At 71.1% G+C, this 14,965-nt stretch carries 17 protein-coding genes and 2 pseudogenes; 4 read left to right on the top strand and 15 right to left on the bottom strand.

The window, feature by feature from the left end:
- Nucleotides 1-84: 84 nt before the first annotated feature.
- Nucleotides 85-1,383, top strand: coding sequence for an MFS transporter (locus tag P3G67_RS14080; protein WP_276093779.1), 1,299 nt, complete (start codon nt 85-87; stop codon nt 1,381-1,383).
- Here P3G67_RS14080 and P3G67_RS14075 read toward each other — a convergent pair.
- The 4 genes and pseudogenes from P3G67_RS14075 to P3G67_RS14060 form a co-directional block, all read right to left on the bottom strand.
- Nucleotides 1,338-2,576 (bottom strand): cytochrome P450 family protein, encoded by a 1,239-nt coding sequence (locus tag P3G67_RS14075; RefSeq protein ID WP_276093778.1) that lies wholly within the window; start codon nt 2,574-2,576, stop codon nt 1,338-1,340. The two genes, P3G67_RS14080 and P3G67_RS14075, sit on opposite strands and share 46 nt — an antisense overlap.
- A gap of 67 nt (nt 2,577-2,643) precedes the next feature.
- On the bottom strand, nt 2,644-2,799 hold the full coding sequence (locus tag P3G67_RS14070) for a hypothetical protein (protein ID WP_276093777.1): 156 nt from the start codon (nt 2,797-2,799) through the stop codon (nt 2,644-2,646).
- Nucleotides 2,800-2,905: 106 nt separating this feature from the next.
- Nucleotides 2,906-3,094 (bottom strand): annotated as a pseudogene (locus P3G67_RS36030) (NADPH-dependent FMN reductase); the annotation flags it as partial.
- Nucleotides 3,095-3,124: 30 nt separating this feature from the next.
- Complete coding sequence (locus P3G67_RS14060; protein WP_276093775.1) at nt 3,125-3,646, bottom strand: MarR family winged helix-turn-helix transcriptional regulator; 522 nt, start codon at nt 3,644-3,646, stop codon at nt 3,125-3,127.
- A gap of 213 nt (nt 3,647-3,859) precedes the next feature.
- Between P3G67_RS14060 and P3G67_RS14055 the strand changes: the two genes are divergently transcribed.
- Nucleotides 3,860-4,972 (top strand): PP2C family protein-serine/threonine phosphatase, encoded by a 1,113-nt coding sequence (locus tag P3G67_RS14055; RefSeq protein WP_276093774.1) that lies wholly within the window; start codon nt 3,860-3,862, stop codon nt 4,970-4,972.
- 19 nt (nt 4,973-4,991) lie between these two features.
- Here the strand turns inward: P3G67_RS14055 and P3G67_RS14050 are convergent, their stop codons facing one another.
- The 10 genes and pseudogenes from P3G67_RS14050 to P3G67_RS14010 form a co-directional block, all read right to left on the bottom strand.
- Nucleotides 4,992-5,225, bottom strand: a complete 234-nt coding sequence (locus P3G67_RS14050) for a hypothetical protein (protein WP_269856242.1) — start codon at nt 5,223-5,225, stop codon at nt 4,992-4,994.
- A complete protein-coding gene (locus P3G67_RS14045; RefSeq protein WP_276093873.1) occupies nt 5,212-5,466 on the bottom strand; it encodes a DUF6400 family protein in 255 nt (84 codons plus the stop codon). The genes P3G67_RS14050 and P3G67_RS14045 overlap by 14 nt, the downstream gene beginning before the upstream one ends.
- Before the next feature lie 210 nt (nt 5,467-5,676).
- A pseudogene (locus P3G67_RS14040) lies at nt 5,677-5,844 on the bottom strand (DUF397 domain-containing protein); the annotation flags it as partial.
- Entirely contained in the window at nt 5,841-6,137 is a 297-nt protein-coding gene (locus P3G67_RS14035) for a Scr1 family TA system antitoxin-like transcriptional regulator (protein ID WP_276093773.1), read from the bottom strand. The pseudogene P3G67_RS14040 and the gene P3G67_RS14035, both read right to left, overlap by 4 nt.
- 122 nt (nt 6,138-6,259) lie before the next feature.
- On the bottom strand, nt 6,260-7,468 hold the full coding sequence (locus tag P3G67_RS14030; protein WP_276093772.1) for an LLM class flavin-dependent oxidoreductase: 1,209 nt from the start codon (nt 7,466-7,468) through the stop codon (nt 6,260-6,262).
- A gap of 21 nt (nt 7,469-7,489) precedes the next feature.
- Nucleotides 7,490-8,518 (bottom strand): ABC transporter substrate-binding protein, encoded by a 1,029-nt coding sequence (locus P3G67_RS14025; protein ID WP_276093771.1) that lies wholly within the window; start codon nt 8,516-8,518, stop codon nt 7,490-7,492.
- Nucleotides 8,519-8,554: 36 nt separating this feature from the next.
- A complete protein-coding gene (locus tag P3G67_RS14020) occupies nt 8,555-9,322 on the bottom strand; it encodes an ABC transporter ATP-binding protein (protein WP_276093770.1) in 768 nt (255 codons plus the stop codon).
- Entirely contained in the window at nt 9,295-10,170 is an 876-nt protein-coding gene (locus P3G67_RS14015) for an ABC transporter permease (protein ID WP_276093769.1), read from the bottom strand. Before P3G67_RS14015 ends, P3G67_RS14020 begins: the two co-directional genes overlap by 28 nt.
- Before the next feature lie 134 nt (nt 10,171-10,304).
- Nucleotides 10,305-10,388 (bottom strand): putative leader peptide, encoded by an 84-nt coding sequence (locus P3G67_RS36025; RefSeq protein ID WP_358229513.1) that lies wholly within the window; start codon nt 10,386-10,388, stop codon nt 10,305-10,307.
- Nucleotides 10,389-10,477: 89 nt separating this feature from the next.
- Nucleotides 10,478-10,975 (bottom strand): Lrp/AsnC family transcriptional regulator, encoded by a 498-nt coding sequence (locus P3G67_RS14010; protein ID WP_276093768.1) that lies wholly within the window; start codon nt 10,973-10,975, stop codon nt 10,478-10,480.
- 304 nt (nt 10,976-11,279) lie between these two features.
- Here P3G67_RS14010 and P3G67_RS14005 point away from each other — a divergent pair, with 304 nt between their 5' ends.
- Both P3G67_RS14005 and P3G67_RS14000 read left to right on the top strand, forming a co-directional pair.
- The gene (locus P3G67_RS14005) at nt 11,280-12,761 is read left to right on the top strand and encodes an FUSC family protein (RefSeq protein ID WP_276093872.1); all 1,482 of its coding nucleotides are present in this window, start codon (nt 11,280-11,282) and stop codon (nt 12,759-12,761) included.
- A 155-nt stretch (nt 12,762-12,916) separates the two neighbouring features.
- The gene (locus P3G67_RS14000; RefSeq protein ID WP_391858250.1) at nt 12,917-13,957 is read left to right on the top strand and encodes a lactonase family protein; all 1,041 of its coding nucleotides are present in this window, start codon (nt 12,917-12,919) and stop codon (nt 13,955-13,957) included.
- Nucleotides 13,958-14,013: 56 nt separating this feature from the next.
- Here P3G67_RS14000 and P3G67_RS13995 read toward each other — a convergent pair whose 3' ends face one another.
- Nucleotides 14,014-14,901 (bottom strand): sirohydrochlorin chelatase, encoded by an 888-nt coding sequence (locus P3G67_RS13995; protein ID WP_269856253.1) that lies wholly within the window; start codon nt 14,899-14,901, stop codon nt 14,014-14,016.
- Nucleotides 14,902-14,965 lie beyond the last annotated feature (64 nt).

The following is a 14,965-nucleotide window of genomic DNA, read 5'->3' as shown; positions in this document are numbered from 1 at the left end:
GTAGCGGGCATACCCGAGGGGGAGAGTCGGTTGATCAGCCTGCCGACCCTGGCAGGCGAGCCCGCACGAAGGAACACGTACGAGATGACCGACCCCGGCCCCATAGCGACCGTGCGCCCCCCGCTGCCGCCCCGCGCGTCCGTACGGCAGCTCGTCGCCGCCTCCATCGGCAACGCGGTCGAGTGGTACGACTGGTACGCCTACTCCTTCCTCGCCGTCTACTTCGCCGACCAGGTCTTCCCGAAGGGCGCGGGCAACTCCCTGGTGCCGCTGCTGTCCACCTTCGCGGTCTTCGCGGTCGGCTTCTTCATGCGGCCGGTCGGTGGGCTGCTGATGGGCGCGGTGGCCGACCGGCGTGGCCGACGCGCGGCGCTGACCGTCACCATCCTGCTGATGGGCGGCGGCAGCCTGCTGGTCGCGCTGACCCCCACGTACGCGGCCACCGGCCTGCTGGCTCCGGTGGTACTGGTGATCGCCAGGCTGGTGCAGGGCCTCTCGGTGGGCGGTGAGTTCGCGGCCTCCACGACGTTCCTGGTGGAGTCCGCCGGGCCGGGCAGGCGCGGGCTGTTCTCCAGCTTCCAGTACGTGTCCACCACCATCGGCCAGTTGGTGGCCTCCGGGATCGCCGCGCTCCTCGCCCACCTGCTCAGTGACGGCCAGATGGCGCACTGGGGCTGGCGGGTGCCGTTCCTGTTCGGGGCCGTGATCAGCCTGGTGGGCTTCTGGATCCGGCGTGGCGCGGTCGAGACCCGGAGCGAGGAGCAGGGAAAGGCCCCGCGGCCAGGGCTGTTCGAGGCACTGCGCCAGTATCCGCGTGCCTCACTGCTGATCTGCGGCATCACCGTGGGCGGCACGATCGCCTACTACACCTGGACCACCTACCTGCCCACCTACGCCACGGTGAACGCGGGTTTCAACAAGGGCGACGCACTGACAGCGGGCACGATCTCGCTGGCGTTCTTCGCCGTCCTCCAGCCGCTCGGCGGCGCACTCTCCGACCGGATCGGCCGTAAACCCCTGCTGCTGGGTTTCTCGGTGGGCTTCGCGGTGCTCGCCGTACCGCTGCTGCACCTCGTCACGTCCGCCTTCTTCTCGCTGCTGCTGGTGCAGTGCGCGGGCATGGTGCTGCTCACCGGGTACACGGCGGTCGCGGCGGCGGTGAACGCCGAGGTCTTCCCGGCCAGGGTGCGGGCGGCCGGGATCGGCTTCCCGTACTCGCTGACCGTCGCGCTGTTCGGTGGCACGGCACCGTACGTCGGCACCTGGTTCAAGCAGGCCGGGCACCCGGGCTGGTTCCCGTGGTACGTGTCCGTGCTGTGCCTGGTCTCGGCGGTCTGCTACCTGGTGCTGCCGGAGACCGCGCGGCGCCCGTTGGACCGCTGAGCGCCGAGCAGCACCGGGAGCGTGCCCGTACTGTTGCTGACCGCCGTGGTCAGCGGCTCCAGCTCCGCCAGCGGTACGGCGGGGGCCAGTTGCGGGAACCGGTCGAACAACGCGGGCAGTGCCACCTCCGCCTCCAGGCGGGCCAGTTGGGCGCCCAGGCAGTAGTGCGCACCGTGGCCGAACGACAGATGGCGCGGCGAAGGCGCCGCCACGTCGAAGTGGCCCGCCCGCTCGCCGTACTGTGCCGGATCGCGTCCGGCGGCAGCGTAGGAGGCGAGGATCGCGTCGCCCCTGTGCAGCGTCGCGCCGTCGATCTCCAGGTCCTCGGTCGCGTACCGCATCGGGAAGTGCGCCACCGGGGAGTCCCACCGCAACGTCTCCTCCACCACGGCGCCCCACGGGCGCGATCCACCCCGCACCAGGGCGAGTTGATCGGGGTGGCCGAGCAGGGCGCGTACGGCGTTGGTGATGAGGTTGAGCGTGGTCTCGTGCCCGGCGATGAACATCAGCAGCACCGTGCCGAAGAGTTCGGCCTCGCTCAGCCTCGTGCCGTCCTCGTCGCGGGCCGCGATCAGCGCGCTGGTCAGGTCGTCCCCGGGGTCCCGGCGGCGCAACTCTATGACCTCGGCCAGCAGTTGATGGAGGGTGCCGGTCCGGCTGGCTGTCTGTTCAGGAGTGTCCACCGCACGTAGCAGTACGTTGGTGAGCGTGTGCAGTTCGTCTCGCCGCTCCTCCGGCAGGCCGATCATCTCGCAGACCACATGCAGCGGCAGCGGATAGGCGAACTCCTGCCGCAGGTCCACCGGCCCAGGCGGGAGTTGGGCGAGCCGGTCCAGCAACTCATTGGTGAGCTGCGCGACGCGGGGACGAAGTGCCTCGACGCGGCGCGACGTGAACGCCTGGGATACCAGGCCGCGCAGCCGACGGTGATCCGCGCCGTCCACGGTGGTCATGGCTTTCACGGCGACGATGGCGGTCAGCGGCCAGTTGCCGGGGACGGTGCCGTCGGCCCAGGCGCGCCAGTGGCGGATGTCCTTGGAGACACGGGGATCGGTGAGCACCGTTTGCAGCGTCGCGTGGCGGGTGACGGCCCAGGCCCGCACGCCGCCGACCAGCTCCACGGGGACCAGTGGCCCGATCTCCCGTAACCGGTCGTTCTCGGCGTGCAGACCGCACCGTGTGGGATCAAGCACGAAGGGCTTCGCTGAAGAGTCCACAAGCGCACCGCACCAGGCGGACCTGCTCGCGTCAAGGGGACGGTCACAAGGAGTTGAGGGCTTCGCGTATCTGCTTGTCGACGGCCCTGATCTGGTCGCGGTAAGGGTGGAGGGTGGTGTCGATGTCCTTGAGCTGCCAGTTGTCGTCGATGTCGGTCTCGGTGATGACCAGTTCGAGGTGCTGTTCCAGGGGGCGCATGTGCAGGCCCTGTAGGACGGTGCGGAGTTGGGCGATTCCCGCCGTAGGAGCTGACGGTGGCGCTCCATCGCCGTGTGTGTTGGTGCTCGTACCGCTGGAGAGCGGCCATGAAGGGCTCGTCCAGCAGCGGAAGGCCGACGTCCGCGAGGTCGAGCAGTTCGTAGCGCAGTGGGCTGCCCTGCTGCGCCACGTCGCGGATCCACGCGGCGATGCCGGGGCAGATACGGCCGGGGCGGGTGCTGCCGACGACAACCGCGATCCGGTCGCCGGTTGACGGTTCGCAAGTTGTGGGCATGGGCGTGCTCCGTGGTTCGGTCGGCTGGGGTCAGTTACGCCGGGCGCGGGCGGCCGCCGAGGCGGTCACGCCGGTCGACAGGTCGAGGCCGTGCCGGTCGGCGTGGTGGTGGACCACCTGACTGGCCAGCTGGGACAGCCGCTTGCGGTTGGTCTCGGTGAGGCCGCTGACAGCCTGGTGCAGTTGTCGCTCGACCTCGGCGGCGATCTCCTGGGCGAGGCGCCGGCCTTCGGCGGTCAGGACGACGCTCACCGCTCTTCGGTCTTCGGGTACGGCGGCGCGTTCCACCAGGCCCCGGCGTTCGGCCCGGCTGACCAGGCCCGTCGCGCTGGACTTGTCCAGGTCCAGCACGACGGCCAGTTGGGCCATGCCCGGCTCGCGGTCCCGCAGGATGCCGAGCAGGCGCGCCTGCTGGACCGACAGGCCGTGCGCGTCGGCGGCGCGGGCCAGAACGCCCTGGACGAGGAACGACAGCTGGACGAGTCCGTCGGTGACGCCGAGGTCCGGCACGCGCCGGGACCTGCCGGTTCCGGATGGGGCGGATGCGGTCATGCCGCCAGCGTAGCGCCGATAGTACGTGCAGCAAACTTTTTAGAATGTGGCACAAACTAATTAGTGCGTGGCGCGAACCAAGCGCTTTCGATGTCGGCTTCGGTGCGGGCTGGTCCTTCGTGTAGCAGCGCTAAGTCGTCAACGCTTGCTCTGCGTAGTGGCGGACGGTGACTCGGCGTGCGCGGCTTGTGCCGGTCCGGCAGGCTGGAAACGATGTGGTCCACCCGCGGGAAGACGAGTGCGGCGGACGCGACGGCCGGGCCGCGTGGAGTCCGCAATCTGCGGTGGCTCCCGGCGCTGCTGATCGTCATCAGCGTGATCTTCGACGTCTCCACACCGCCCCAGTACTCCTCATCGCCGCTGCTCGCGGCGGCACCGGCCGTGGCGGCGGCGCTCCTCTCCCAACGCGGGACAGTGCTCGTCGGCTGTGTGGCCGTGGTGGTGGACCTGATCCTGGGCGTGACGCCCATGGGCCACCCGCAGGCCAACCATCCGATCGACATCGCCAACGTGGCGATCATCGCCGTCGTCGCGGTGTACCTCAACCACGTACTGCGCAGCCAGGGGCGGCTGTTGGTGACGGTGAGCGACGTCGCCGTCGCCGCGCAACGCGCCGTGCTTCCGCACCCACCCACCCGGCTGGGCCCGCTGCGGCTGGCCGCGCGCTACGTGGCGGCCCAGGCGAAGGCGCAGATCGGCGGCGACGTCTACGTGGTGCAGGAGACGCCCTACGGGGTGCGGCTGGTCGTCGCCGACGTACGAGGCAAGGGCATGGGGGCGGTCAGCGCGGTCGCTGTCGTCGTGGGGGCGTTCCGCGAGCTGGCGGATACCGAACCAGTGCTGGGGGAGATGGTGGAGCGCCTTGAGGACTCCGCGGTACGCGAGGCACGCCGCCGGGCCGGAGACCTACCGCTGGAGGGTTTCGTCACGGCCGTCGTCGCGGAGATCCACCCCGACGACGGCCGGGTGCGGATCATCAACCGCGGCCATCCGGCGCCGCTCCTGCTACAGGACGGCACGGTACGGGCGCTGGAGCCCGCAGAACCGGATGTCCCGTTCGGGATGGGCGCCCTGCGCGAGGGACGCTCTCCGGCCGACGCGGTCAAGATGGTGCCGGGCAGCACGCTCCTGTTCATGACCGACGGGGTCACCGAGGCCCGCGACCGCACCGGTGCCTTCTACGATCCCGTCGAACGCCTCACCGGCGTACGTTTCGCCTCGCCGGACGAGCTGGTGGACACCCTGCTACGGGACGTGGCCCGACATGCAGAGGGCAGGCGGCAGGACGACATCGCGGTACTCGCCGTGAGCCGGAGCGAGCGGTGAGTGACCGGCGTACGCCGGGTCAGTTGAGCGGGGTCGGCGGCTGGGCGCCGAAACCGGAGTCCCAGGACCACAGGTGCGTGCAGTTCGGGCACTGCAGGTGCAGCAGACGGCCCCGGTTGGAGAGCAGGTAGCGCCAGTGGTCCGGGCAGTTGCGTCCGGCCGCGCACGGGTCGCACCCCTGGTGGTCCTCACAGCGCGGGCACGGCACCCACGCCCTGCGGCCTATGTCGGCGCTGGGATCAATCGGCAGCATTCTCGTCCCCCTCGCGGGGCGGCAGCACACCGGCCTCCCGCAGCTGGCGGTAGACCGCCCGCTGCTCCTCGTCCAGACCGGAGTAGAGGCGGCGGTACGCCTCCTCCTCGCCCTCCAGCACCGCGATCGGGTCCCAGTCCTCGCCCAGCGCGGCGATGACCTCGGCCCGGCGGCGTGCTTCTTCGCGGGTGAGGTCTATTTCCATCAGGTGCAGATTTTCGTTGGGGGAGTCGTCTCGCATGGTGAAATTCCCGATTCGCGTGTGCGGATCAATCTGTCGTGTGTAACAAATCGCCGCGGGGCGACGGAAGAGGTCGCCGGAAAATGCGACGTACGTCGCATTCCGCCTTGATCGGGATCTTCGCCGGATTTGGCTGCTCGGGCCGGTTCGCGGCCGACGTACGGTGCTCTCGCCTGCGCGACGCTGGAAGTCTCCGGCCTTGACGCCGACCACGAACGCGGCCCAGGCGGCCGCGTCGAACGTCAGCGTGGGGCCGTGGGGATCTTTGCTGTCTCGGACGGGGATCAGGTTGGGTATGCCGTCCGCTACTTCGATGCAGTTGCCGCCATCACCGCTGCTGTAGCTGCTCTTGCGCCACGCTGTGCGGTTGTTGCTCATGTGCCGTACTCCTCCAAGGCTGACTCGATCAGTTCCAGGGACGCCTGAGGCGGCAGGGCGGCGGCCCGTACGAGATCGTAGGACAGTCGGCAAGCGCGCACCTGCTCTGCGCTGTCGAGGAGTTGGCCTGTGTGTGGGGCTTCTACGTATGCCACGGGCGTGTCGTCCGGGAGGGTCAGGATCGTGAGTGGGCCGCTGCGTAGCGCGTGCATGCCGGCAGAACGTGGCAGCACCTGCACGATGGCGCGATGGTCTCGCACCAGAGCGACGACGTGCTGCAATTGTTCCCGCATGACGCCGCGCGGGAGTCCCGGCTCTTGAGTTGAGGCCGCCTTCGGGCGGCGCGACATCGAGTGGCCGTCCGGCCGCTGGACGGAGCGGACGGACGGACGGCCACACACGTGCCCGCTGCCGCTCAGCGACCCCCGGAGAGCAGCAGTGGGGCGCCGCCCGGCGCGGACGCCGGCCGGCCGTTGGTGGCGGGCACACCCGCGAGGGGGGAGACCGGCGCGCGGTCCAGCAGTGCGCGCGCCGCGAGTTCGGGGGCGACGCCCTCGCCGAACCAGTACGCCTCCTCAAGGTGTGGGTAGCCGGAGAGCACGAAGTGCTCGATTCCCAGGGAGTGGTACTCCTCGATCCGGTCGGCGACCTCGGCGTGACTGCCGACCAGTGCCGTACCCGCGCCGCCGCGCACCAGGCCGACGCCCGCCCACAGGTTGGGGGAGATCTCCAGGTCGTCGCGGGTGCCGCCGTGCAGTTGCAGCATCCGGCGCTGGCCGACCGACTCGCTGCGGCCGAGTGCCTGCTGGGCGGCGGTGATCGTGTCCTCGTCCAGGTCGTCCAAGAGCCGTTCCGCCGTGGCCCATGCCTCGCGGGCGGAGTCCCGCGAGATCACATGCAGCCGGATGCCGAAGCGGACGGTACGGCCCTCCTGTTCAGCCAGTCCACGGATCCAGTCGGTCTTCTCCTTCACCTGCTCAGGAGGTTCGCCCCAGGTGAGATAGACGTCCACGTTGCGGGCGGCGACCGGCCCGGCGGCGGCCGAGGAGCCACCGAAGAAGATCTGCGGCAGCGGGTCGGGCGGCAGCGCGGTCAGTCCGCCCTCCACCTGGTAGTGGTCGCCCTGGAAGTCGAACGGCTGGCCGCTCCACGCTCCCCGTACGACCTGGAGGAACTCGTCGGTGCGCGCGTAGCGTTCGTCGTGGCCGAGGTGATCGCCGAAGCGCCTCTGCTCGGTCGAGTCACCTCCGGTGACCACATTGAGGAGCAGTCGGCCACGGGTGATGCGCTGGTACGTCGCCGCCATCTGCGCGGCCAGCACCGGAGAGACCACCCCGGGCCGGAACGCCACCAGGAACTTCAGGCGTTCGGTGTGCTGGGACAGGGCGGCGGTGGTCAGCCAGGCGTCCTCGCACCAGGTGCCGGTCGGCGTCAGTACCGCCTCGAAGCCCAACTGCTCGGCGGCTTTGGCGATTTGTGTCAGGTAGTCGATGTCGGGCGCGCGCACTCCGCTGACCGGGGTGACGCGGGAACGCCTGATGCCGCCGTCGGTGTAGGCGTGCCGGTCGACCAGGGTGCGGCCGTCGCCGCCGGTGGGCAGGAACCAGTGCAGATGAACGGACATGGGGCAGCTCCGATGCGGGGGTCAGCTGGTACGCGGCGGCGTGGTGGACGGCGGTAGGCCCGCGTTGAAGCGCTTGTCCACGTAGTCGGCGAAGACGAACGTGTGCGGGATCAGCTTCAGTCGGGCGAACGTGTCCGCCAGTCGCTGTTCCGAGGCGACCGCCGCGTCGTCCACGGCGACGGTCACCGTGGAGCTCTCCGTGCGCTTCACGGAGTCCAGCGCCACGGCGTAGTCCAGTCCGGTGTCCTTGGCCCACACCTTCGCCCACTGCTCGGGGTGGGTGTCGGCCCAGTCCTGTGCTTTGTGCAGCCGCTTGAGGTAGTCGGCGATCGCCGCGGACTTGTTCTTGTCCGCCAGCGCGGAGGGGGAGGTGACCTGGAAGCTGAGGCCGTTGGTGACGCCCTCGCCGGTGGTCAGGATCCGGGCCTTGTTCTGGCGCAGCACCTGGGAGGTGTACGGGTCCCAGATCGCCCACGCGTCGACCTTGTGCTGGGTGAACGCGGCGAGCGCGTCCGCCGGTTGGAGGTAGTCGAGTTTGACGTCGGACGGCGTCAGTCCCGCCTTCGCGAGGGAGCCGACCAACTGGGCGTGCGCGGAGCTGCCCTGGGCGACGGCGATCGACCTGCCCTTCAGGTCGGCGGCCGTCTTCAGCGGTGAGTCCCGCGGTACGACCAGGGCGTCGCCCGCGCAGGAGGCGTGGGCCGCGGCCACCACCGTGATCCTGGACCCGGCGGCCGCGGCGAAGACCGGCGGGGTGTTGCCGACACCACCGATGTCCACCGCCTTGGCGTTGACCGCCTCAAGCAGCGGCGGACCGGAGGTGAACGTGGACCACTTGATCTTGTACGGGAGATGTTTCAGCTCTCCGGCGGCACGAAGCACCGCCTCGGAGCCGCCCTTCTGGTCACCGACATTGAGTGTTGTGCTGCCCGAACCATCGGTTCGGCCTCCCACGGACCCGGCGGCGTCAGCGGCCGACGAGGCCCCGTCGCAGGCGGCGGTGAGGAGTGCCAGCGGGACGAGCAGAGCGCCAACAGTGCGCAGTTTCATGGCAGATGTCTTTCTTCGCTCTTTGACCGGCGGGGATCAGGCGGCGTCGGTGGTGACGGTCGCGGCCGTTGCGGGGGCCCCGACGCCGAGTCGGTCCAGCAACTCGGCGCGCAGTCTGGTGAATCCGGGGTCGCCGACATCGCGTGGACGCGGCAGGTCGACCGGTGCCTGATGGGCGATCACGCCGCCGTCCATCACCAGGACCCGGTCCGCCAGCAGCACGGCCTCCTCGACGTCATGCGTGACCAGCAGCACCGCGCAGCCGCGCCGCTGCCACACCTCGGCCACCTGCCGCTGCGCCCTGATCCGGGTGAGCGCGTCCAGCGCGCCGAACGGCTCGTCCAGCAGGAGCAGATCCGGTTCCCGTACCAACGCCCTGGCCAGGGAGGCACGTTGGGCCTCTCCGCCGGAGAGGGTCTTGGGCCAGGCATCGGCCCGGTGCTCAAGGCCGACCTCGGCCAGCGCGGTGACCGCCCGCTCGCGCGGCGGCCGGTCCGGCAGGCCCAGCAGCACGTTGCGCCACACCCGCTTCCACGGCATCAGGCGGGGCGCCTGGAACGCCACCGCGCGGCGACGGGGCACCAGTACGGTGCCCTGGAAGTCGCGGTCCAGGCCGGCCAGTACGCGCAGCAGCGTGCTCTTGCCGCAGCCGCTGCGCCCGAGCAGCGCGACGAACTCGCCCGGCGCCACGGCGAGGTCGAGGCCGCCGATCACCGTGCGGCCGTCGAAGGAGCGGGTGAGGCCGTCGATCCGTACCGCATCGGCGGCGGGGGCGGTCAGCGGCCCGTGAACGTCGGTCGCCATTGCAGCAACAGCCTTTCCAGAGCACGGACGACGAGGTCGGCGGCGATGCCGAGGAAGGCGTAGATCAGCAGGCAGACGACGATGATGTCGGTGCGGAAGAACTCGCGTGCCTGGTTCATCAGGAAGCCGATGCCGTCGTCGGCGTTGACCGTCTCGCCGAAGACCAGCGCCAGCCAGGCGCTGGCCAGCGAGAACCGCAGTCCGGTCATGGCGCCCGGCAGCGCGCCGGGCAGGATGACGTGCCGGATCAGCCCCCAGCGGGTGAGGCCCAACGAGGCACCGGCCTCGATCAACTGGTCGTCCACGCTCCGGATTCCGGCGTGGACGTTGAGGTACAGCGGGAAGGCGACGCCCAGCGCGATCAGAGTGATCTTGGGTGTCTCACCGATGCCGAGCCAGATGATGAACAGGGGGATCATGCCGATGAACGGCACCGCGCGCAGCATGTGGACCGTGGTGTCGATCAGGTCCTCGCCGAGCCGCGACAGGCCGGACAGCAGCGCCAGTCCGATGCCCGCCACGGCGCCGAACGCGAGCCCTATGGTGACGCGTTGCAGTGAGACGGTCATGGCGGACGGCAGCGTGCCGTCGGCGATCAGGCCGCTCGCGGTGCGGGCGATGGCGCTGGGCGCGGCCAGGATGTTGCTCGGCAGCAGTCCCGTTGAGCTGAACAGTTGCCAGAGGGCGAGGAGGAGCGCGGGGCCGGTGGCCCGGCGTACGCCGCGAGGCAGCGAGCGGCGGCGGGTGGCGGCGGAGGCGATGGGCTCCAGGTCGGGGGCGTCGGCGCTTACCGAAAGCGCCTGTTGGGATATTCCGGATATGTCCGGTGGGGCATGGTCGACGGTCATGCTGGCTCCACGGCGGGCGGTGTGGTGGGGCGTCCCGGAAGGCGCGCGGGGCTGAACGGGCGCGTGAGCGTGTTCAGCGCGGCACGGGCAGGCGGCGTGGCCGCAGGAAGAGGACGGGTTGCGCTAAGAGGGCGTCAGCAGCCGCGACGACACGCGGAGGAGGCTACCCGCAGCAGGTCGATGTGACCGCGCGTGGTGAGCAGGGCTGAACGCGACATGCCGGAGAACGTAGCAGAGGGGGTCGGCCGACGGTCAATGGTGTCTCGGCAGTTGGACGTCGCGTCCCGTCAAGTGACGTTGCGGCGAGCTACGTGTTGGGCGCGGGGGTGACGTTGGCTGCGCCTCGCCCGATGGACTCCACCAGGGGCAGCGTCCGTTGCGGAACGCGTTCGCGCAGCACCACCTCGGTACGGGTGCGCACCACCCCCGGCATGCGGATGACCTGCTGGATCACATCCTCCAGATGCGCGTTGTCGCGGGCCGCGACCCGGGTCAGCAGATCACCGCCGCCGGTGATCGAGAAGACCTCGATGATCTCCGGGATGTCCGCCAGCCGTGTGCCGACGTCGTCGAGATGCCCCTGGGTGACCTCGATGTGCACGAACGCCAGCACCGGGTGGCCGAGCGCGGCGAGCGAGAGCCGGGCGCCGTAGCCGGTGATCACCCCCTCCCGCTCCAGTCGGTCCAGCCGCGCCTGGAGCGTTCCACGGGCGATCCCCAGGATCCGGGCGTACTCGCGCACGCTGGTGCGCGGCTGTTCCAGCAGCAGCCGCAGGATCCTGGCGTCCAGCGCGTCCACGGGCATGGGCCAGCGGCCTCCTCACGGTCGACGAAACAGCGCTTCGACTGTACCAATGGCACACTCCTAACGGGATCACTTGAGCCGTCGGGGCCGGGGATGCTTTCCTGGCTGTATCGATGGCGTTGCGCTGGGCAGCGACAGCATGGCGACGAGGCCGCTGTCTCCCCCGCACCGCCGAGTCCCATGCCTTTTCGACCCTGCCGTGAGGGCCGCGCACCGGCGCGCGGACCCCGACCCGGCCGTCCTTGCGGCCGAACATGTGCGGCAGTGCACTGATGACCTTGGGGGGAAGCCACCGGTGAAGAGGATGTTCGTCGCACCCGACCCGGGTCTGGCGCGGCTGCGTTTCGCCGCGCGGGCGGTCGCGGGAGTCGCCGTCGCCGTCGCCGCGATCGGGTTCGCGGGGCTGCCGCTGCCCGCGGTGGTCGCGGGTGGACTGGCCGCGATGCTGGCACTGTTCACCGTGGCCGATCCCCGGGTGCCGCAGCAGGCGGTGACCACCGCTCTGCTGCCGGTGGCCGGATACCCCGTACTGGCCCTGGCGGCCTGGCTGCATCCGTATGTGTTCGCGCGGGACGTGGCCTTCCTCGCTGTGGTCTTCGCCGGGGCGTACGCGCGCCGCTGGGGGACGCGCGGGCACGCGCTCGGCGTCTTCGCGTTCATGATGTTCTTCGCCGCCCAGTTCCTGCGTGCCGGACCGGTGCTGCTGCCCGAGCTGTACGCGGCGCTCACCATCGGGCTCGGCGCCGCGGCACTCGTCCGGTTCGGGCTGTGGTGCTACGAGCGGCGTACGCCGGTGCCGCACACCGTCACGCCGCCCGAGCAGCCCGCTGGGCTGCGCAGGCCCACCACCCGGCAGGCGTTCCAGGCGGTGGCGGCGGCCGCGTTCGCGGTGATCGGCGGTGAACTGCTGTCGCAGGACCGCTGGTACTGGGCGGTCGGTGCGGCCTGGTGGATCTTCGTCAACACCGCGTCGCGTGGTGAGACGCTGGTGCGCGGATTCCGACGGGTACTGGGCACCGTCGTCGGCATCGTGGCGGGCCTGGGCATCGCACTGCCGGTCAACGGCGCTCCGGTGCCCACGGCGGTGCTGGTCGGCGTGTGCGTCTTCGGGATCTTCTACACGGCGGCCGTCTCCTACAGCTGGATGATGTTCTTCGTGACGGTCCTGGCCGGACTCCTTTACGGGCTGCTGGGCGTGCTGCACCCCGGGCTGCTGGTGCTGCGGCTTGAGGAGACGGCGGTCGGGGCGGTGGGCGCGCTGCTCGCGGTGCTGCTGGTGCTGCCGGTGACCACGCACGCGACCACCGACGCGTGGATCCAGCGCGCTCTGCACGCGGTGCGGGACGCCACGGGTGCGGCGGCGCGGCACATCGGGGGCGCCGAGCAGTCGCTGGAGCGGCACGTCGAGGAACTCGACGCGCTGCTCGGGCGGGTGCGGGTATCGCTGGCACCGCTGGTCCACCCGCTCAGCCCGCTGCGGTCCCGCAGGGCGCGGGCGACGCGGGTGCTGGCGCTGCTGGACGACTGCGTGCGGCAGGTACGGGGGCTGGCGGAGGTCGTGGCTCATCCGCACGCCTCGCACGACCAGCGGCTGCTCGCGGCGTGCGGGCGCGTCGAGGCGGCGGTGCAGCGGCTGGTCGCGCGGGGTCCTGAACCGCTCACGGTTCCAGACACCGTGCCGTCGGGCGACGGCTCCGTGGTGGAGCGGGCGTTGGCCCATGTGCACGGGCTGGAGCGGTCGTTGGCGGAGCTTGACGGCCATCTGCGGGAGCCGGTGCCCGCGTAGCGCCGTCCTGGCTGGTCTGGCACTTCCGGTGTGCGCCCTTGTGGTTGCCCGCCGTCGAGGCGGGATTCGTTTGGCGGGCCTGCCCCCGATCTCCCCGGGTCGACCGCGCTATAGCGTTGCCGGGGTAGTGACCTGGCGGCGGATGGGAGTTGGATGTGGCTGGCGTGCGGCGCGCGTACATCGGATCGTTCACCTCGGCGGGCGGGTATGGGATCACCACCGCCACGGTGGATCCCGACACGGGCAAGCTCACCGAGTCGGGGCGTACGGACGCCGTGGCCGACCCGTCGTTCCTGGCGCTGTCACCGGACACGACCGTGCTCTACACGGTCAGCGAGCGCCCCGAGCACGGCGGCGCCGCCGCGTTCTCGCTCACGGACCCGGACACCCCCGCGCAGTTGGGCGCGACCGTGCCCGTGGGTGGGGGCGCCCCAACCCACCTGTGCCTGGCGGCAGGCCACCTCCTCACCGCCAACTACGCCTCCGGCAGCGTCAGCGCGCTCCCCGTGGGCCCGGACGGCGCGCTCGGCGCGCCGCGCCACGTACTCCGGCACACCGGCGGTGGGCCGAACCGGGAGCGGCAGGAGGCACCGCACGCCCACGCGGTGCTGCCGGACCCCAGCGGCCGTTGGGTGCTCTCCGTCGACCTCGGGACGGACTCGGTACGGGTATGCGCTCTCGACCGTGTCAGCGGCGAACTGGGCGTACACCACGAGACGGTGCTGCGCGCGGGCAGCGGGCCGCGCCATCTCGTCTTCCATCCGGGCGGCCACCGGGCCTATGTCGTCAACGAGTTGGAGTCCTCGGTCACTGTCCTGGCCTGGGACGCGCAGACGGGTGTGCTGACGCCGCTCGGTTCGACGGCGACGCTGCCCAAGGAGGCGGCGGACCAGCCCAACTACCCGTCCGAGGTCGTCATCTCACCGGACGCGCGGTTCATCTGGGTGGCCAACCGGGGCCACGACAGCATCGCCGTGCTGTCCGCCGACGGCGACCGGCTGGAACTGCTCGGCACCCACCCCTGCGGCGGCCACTGGCCCCGCCACCTCACCCTTGACCCCGAGGGGCGGCGTCTCTACGCGGCCAACGAGCGCTCGGGGGACGTCACCTGGTTCGACCTGGAGCAGGCCACCGGCCGCCCGCGGCGCGCCGGCTCACTACCGGTTCCCGCCGCCTCCTGCGTCGTCTTCGGCTGAGGCGCCTGGTGGGGCCGCCGGAGTTGGACCGCGACCCCACCAGGACGGGCCGAGCGCTAGCGCAGCGGGGCGCCCTGGGGCTGCTGCGGCGCGATGCCGATGGCCGTCGTGTACTTGGCGAGCACGAGCTTGCCGACGGTGGGGTACGGGCCGAGCGCCTCGGCGGCCGAGCACTCCACGGCCTCGGTCGCCTTCTCCAGCAGGCCGGAGGGCAGTTCGGGGCCGATCAGGCAGGGTGCGATGGCCAGGCGGGCGGAGCCGGAGGAGCGCAGTTGCTCGGCGGTGCGCTCGATCGCGCCGTCCATGTCGAGACCCGCCGCCAGCACCGGCACGGCCAGTCGGGCGGCCAGCAGCAGTCCCGTGACACCCGCGGCCTGAACCGCCTCCTCGCCGCCGACGGTGGCCAGGATGATGCCGTCGGCCGCCGTGGCGACGGTGAACAGCCGGGCACGGTCGGCGCGCGCCAGACCGGCCTCCGACAGCCGCACGTGCAGGGCCTCCGCGAGCAGCGGGTGCGGGCCGAGCGCGTCGGTCAGGTCGGCGCGGACACCGCTGTCCGCGATGGCCTGGCGTATGTGCCCCAGCACGGTCTCGTCGGGACTGGCCAGCAGCGGCACCACCACGGCGGCGACCTGGTCCTCCGCGGCCCCCTCGGCGCGCGACTTCGCCAGTACCTCCGTCAGCGACGGGTACTCGGCGTCCTCCGCGCCGCCTTCTATGTAGCCGACCACGGGGTTGAGCCCCGAAAGCTCCCAACGGGCGATGCTGACGATCTCGTCCACGAGAGCGCGGACCGCGGCCGAGGGCGTGCCGGGAACGGCCAGGACCAGCGGCGGCGCGTCCTGCGGGGCGGACAGGGTCTCGGGCCTGCGGTGCCGACCGGGCTGACGTGGACGCGGCATTCGTACGGGCAGACCGGGTGCGGGGCCAGTGGCTGAGCTCATGGCGTCGCATGCTAACGGTTCACCGGGGCGGGCCGCGCGGTCGGGTGACGCCATCGGCCCTCCC

Origin of the sequence: Streptomyces silvisoli (assembly GCF_029269905.1) — a bacterium.
GTDB lineage: Bacteria > Actinomycetota > Actinomycetes > Streptomycetales > Streptomycetaceae > Streptantibioticus_A > Streptantibioticus_A silvisoli_A.
This window is presented reverse-complemented; position numbering and strand designations above follow the sequence as displayed.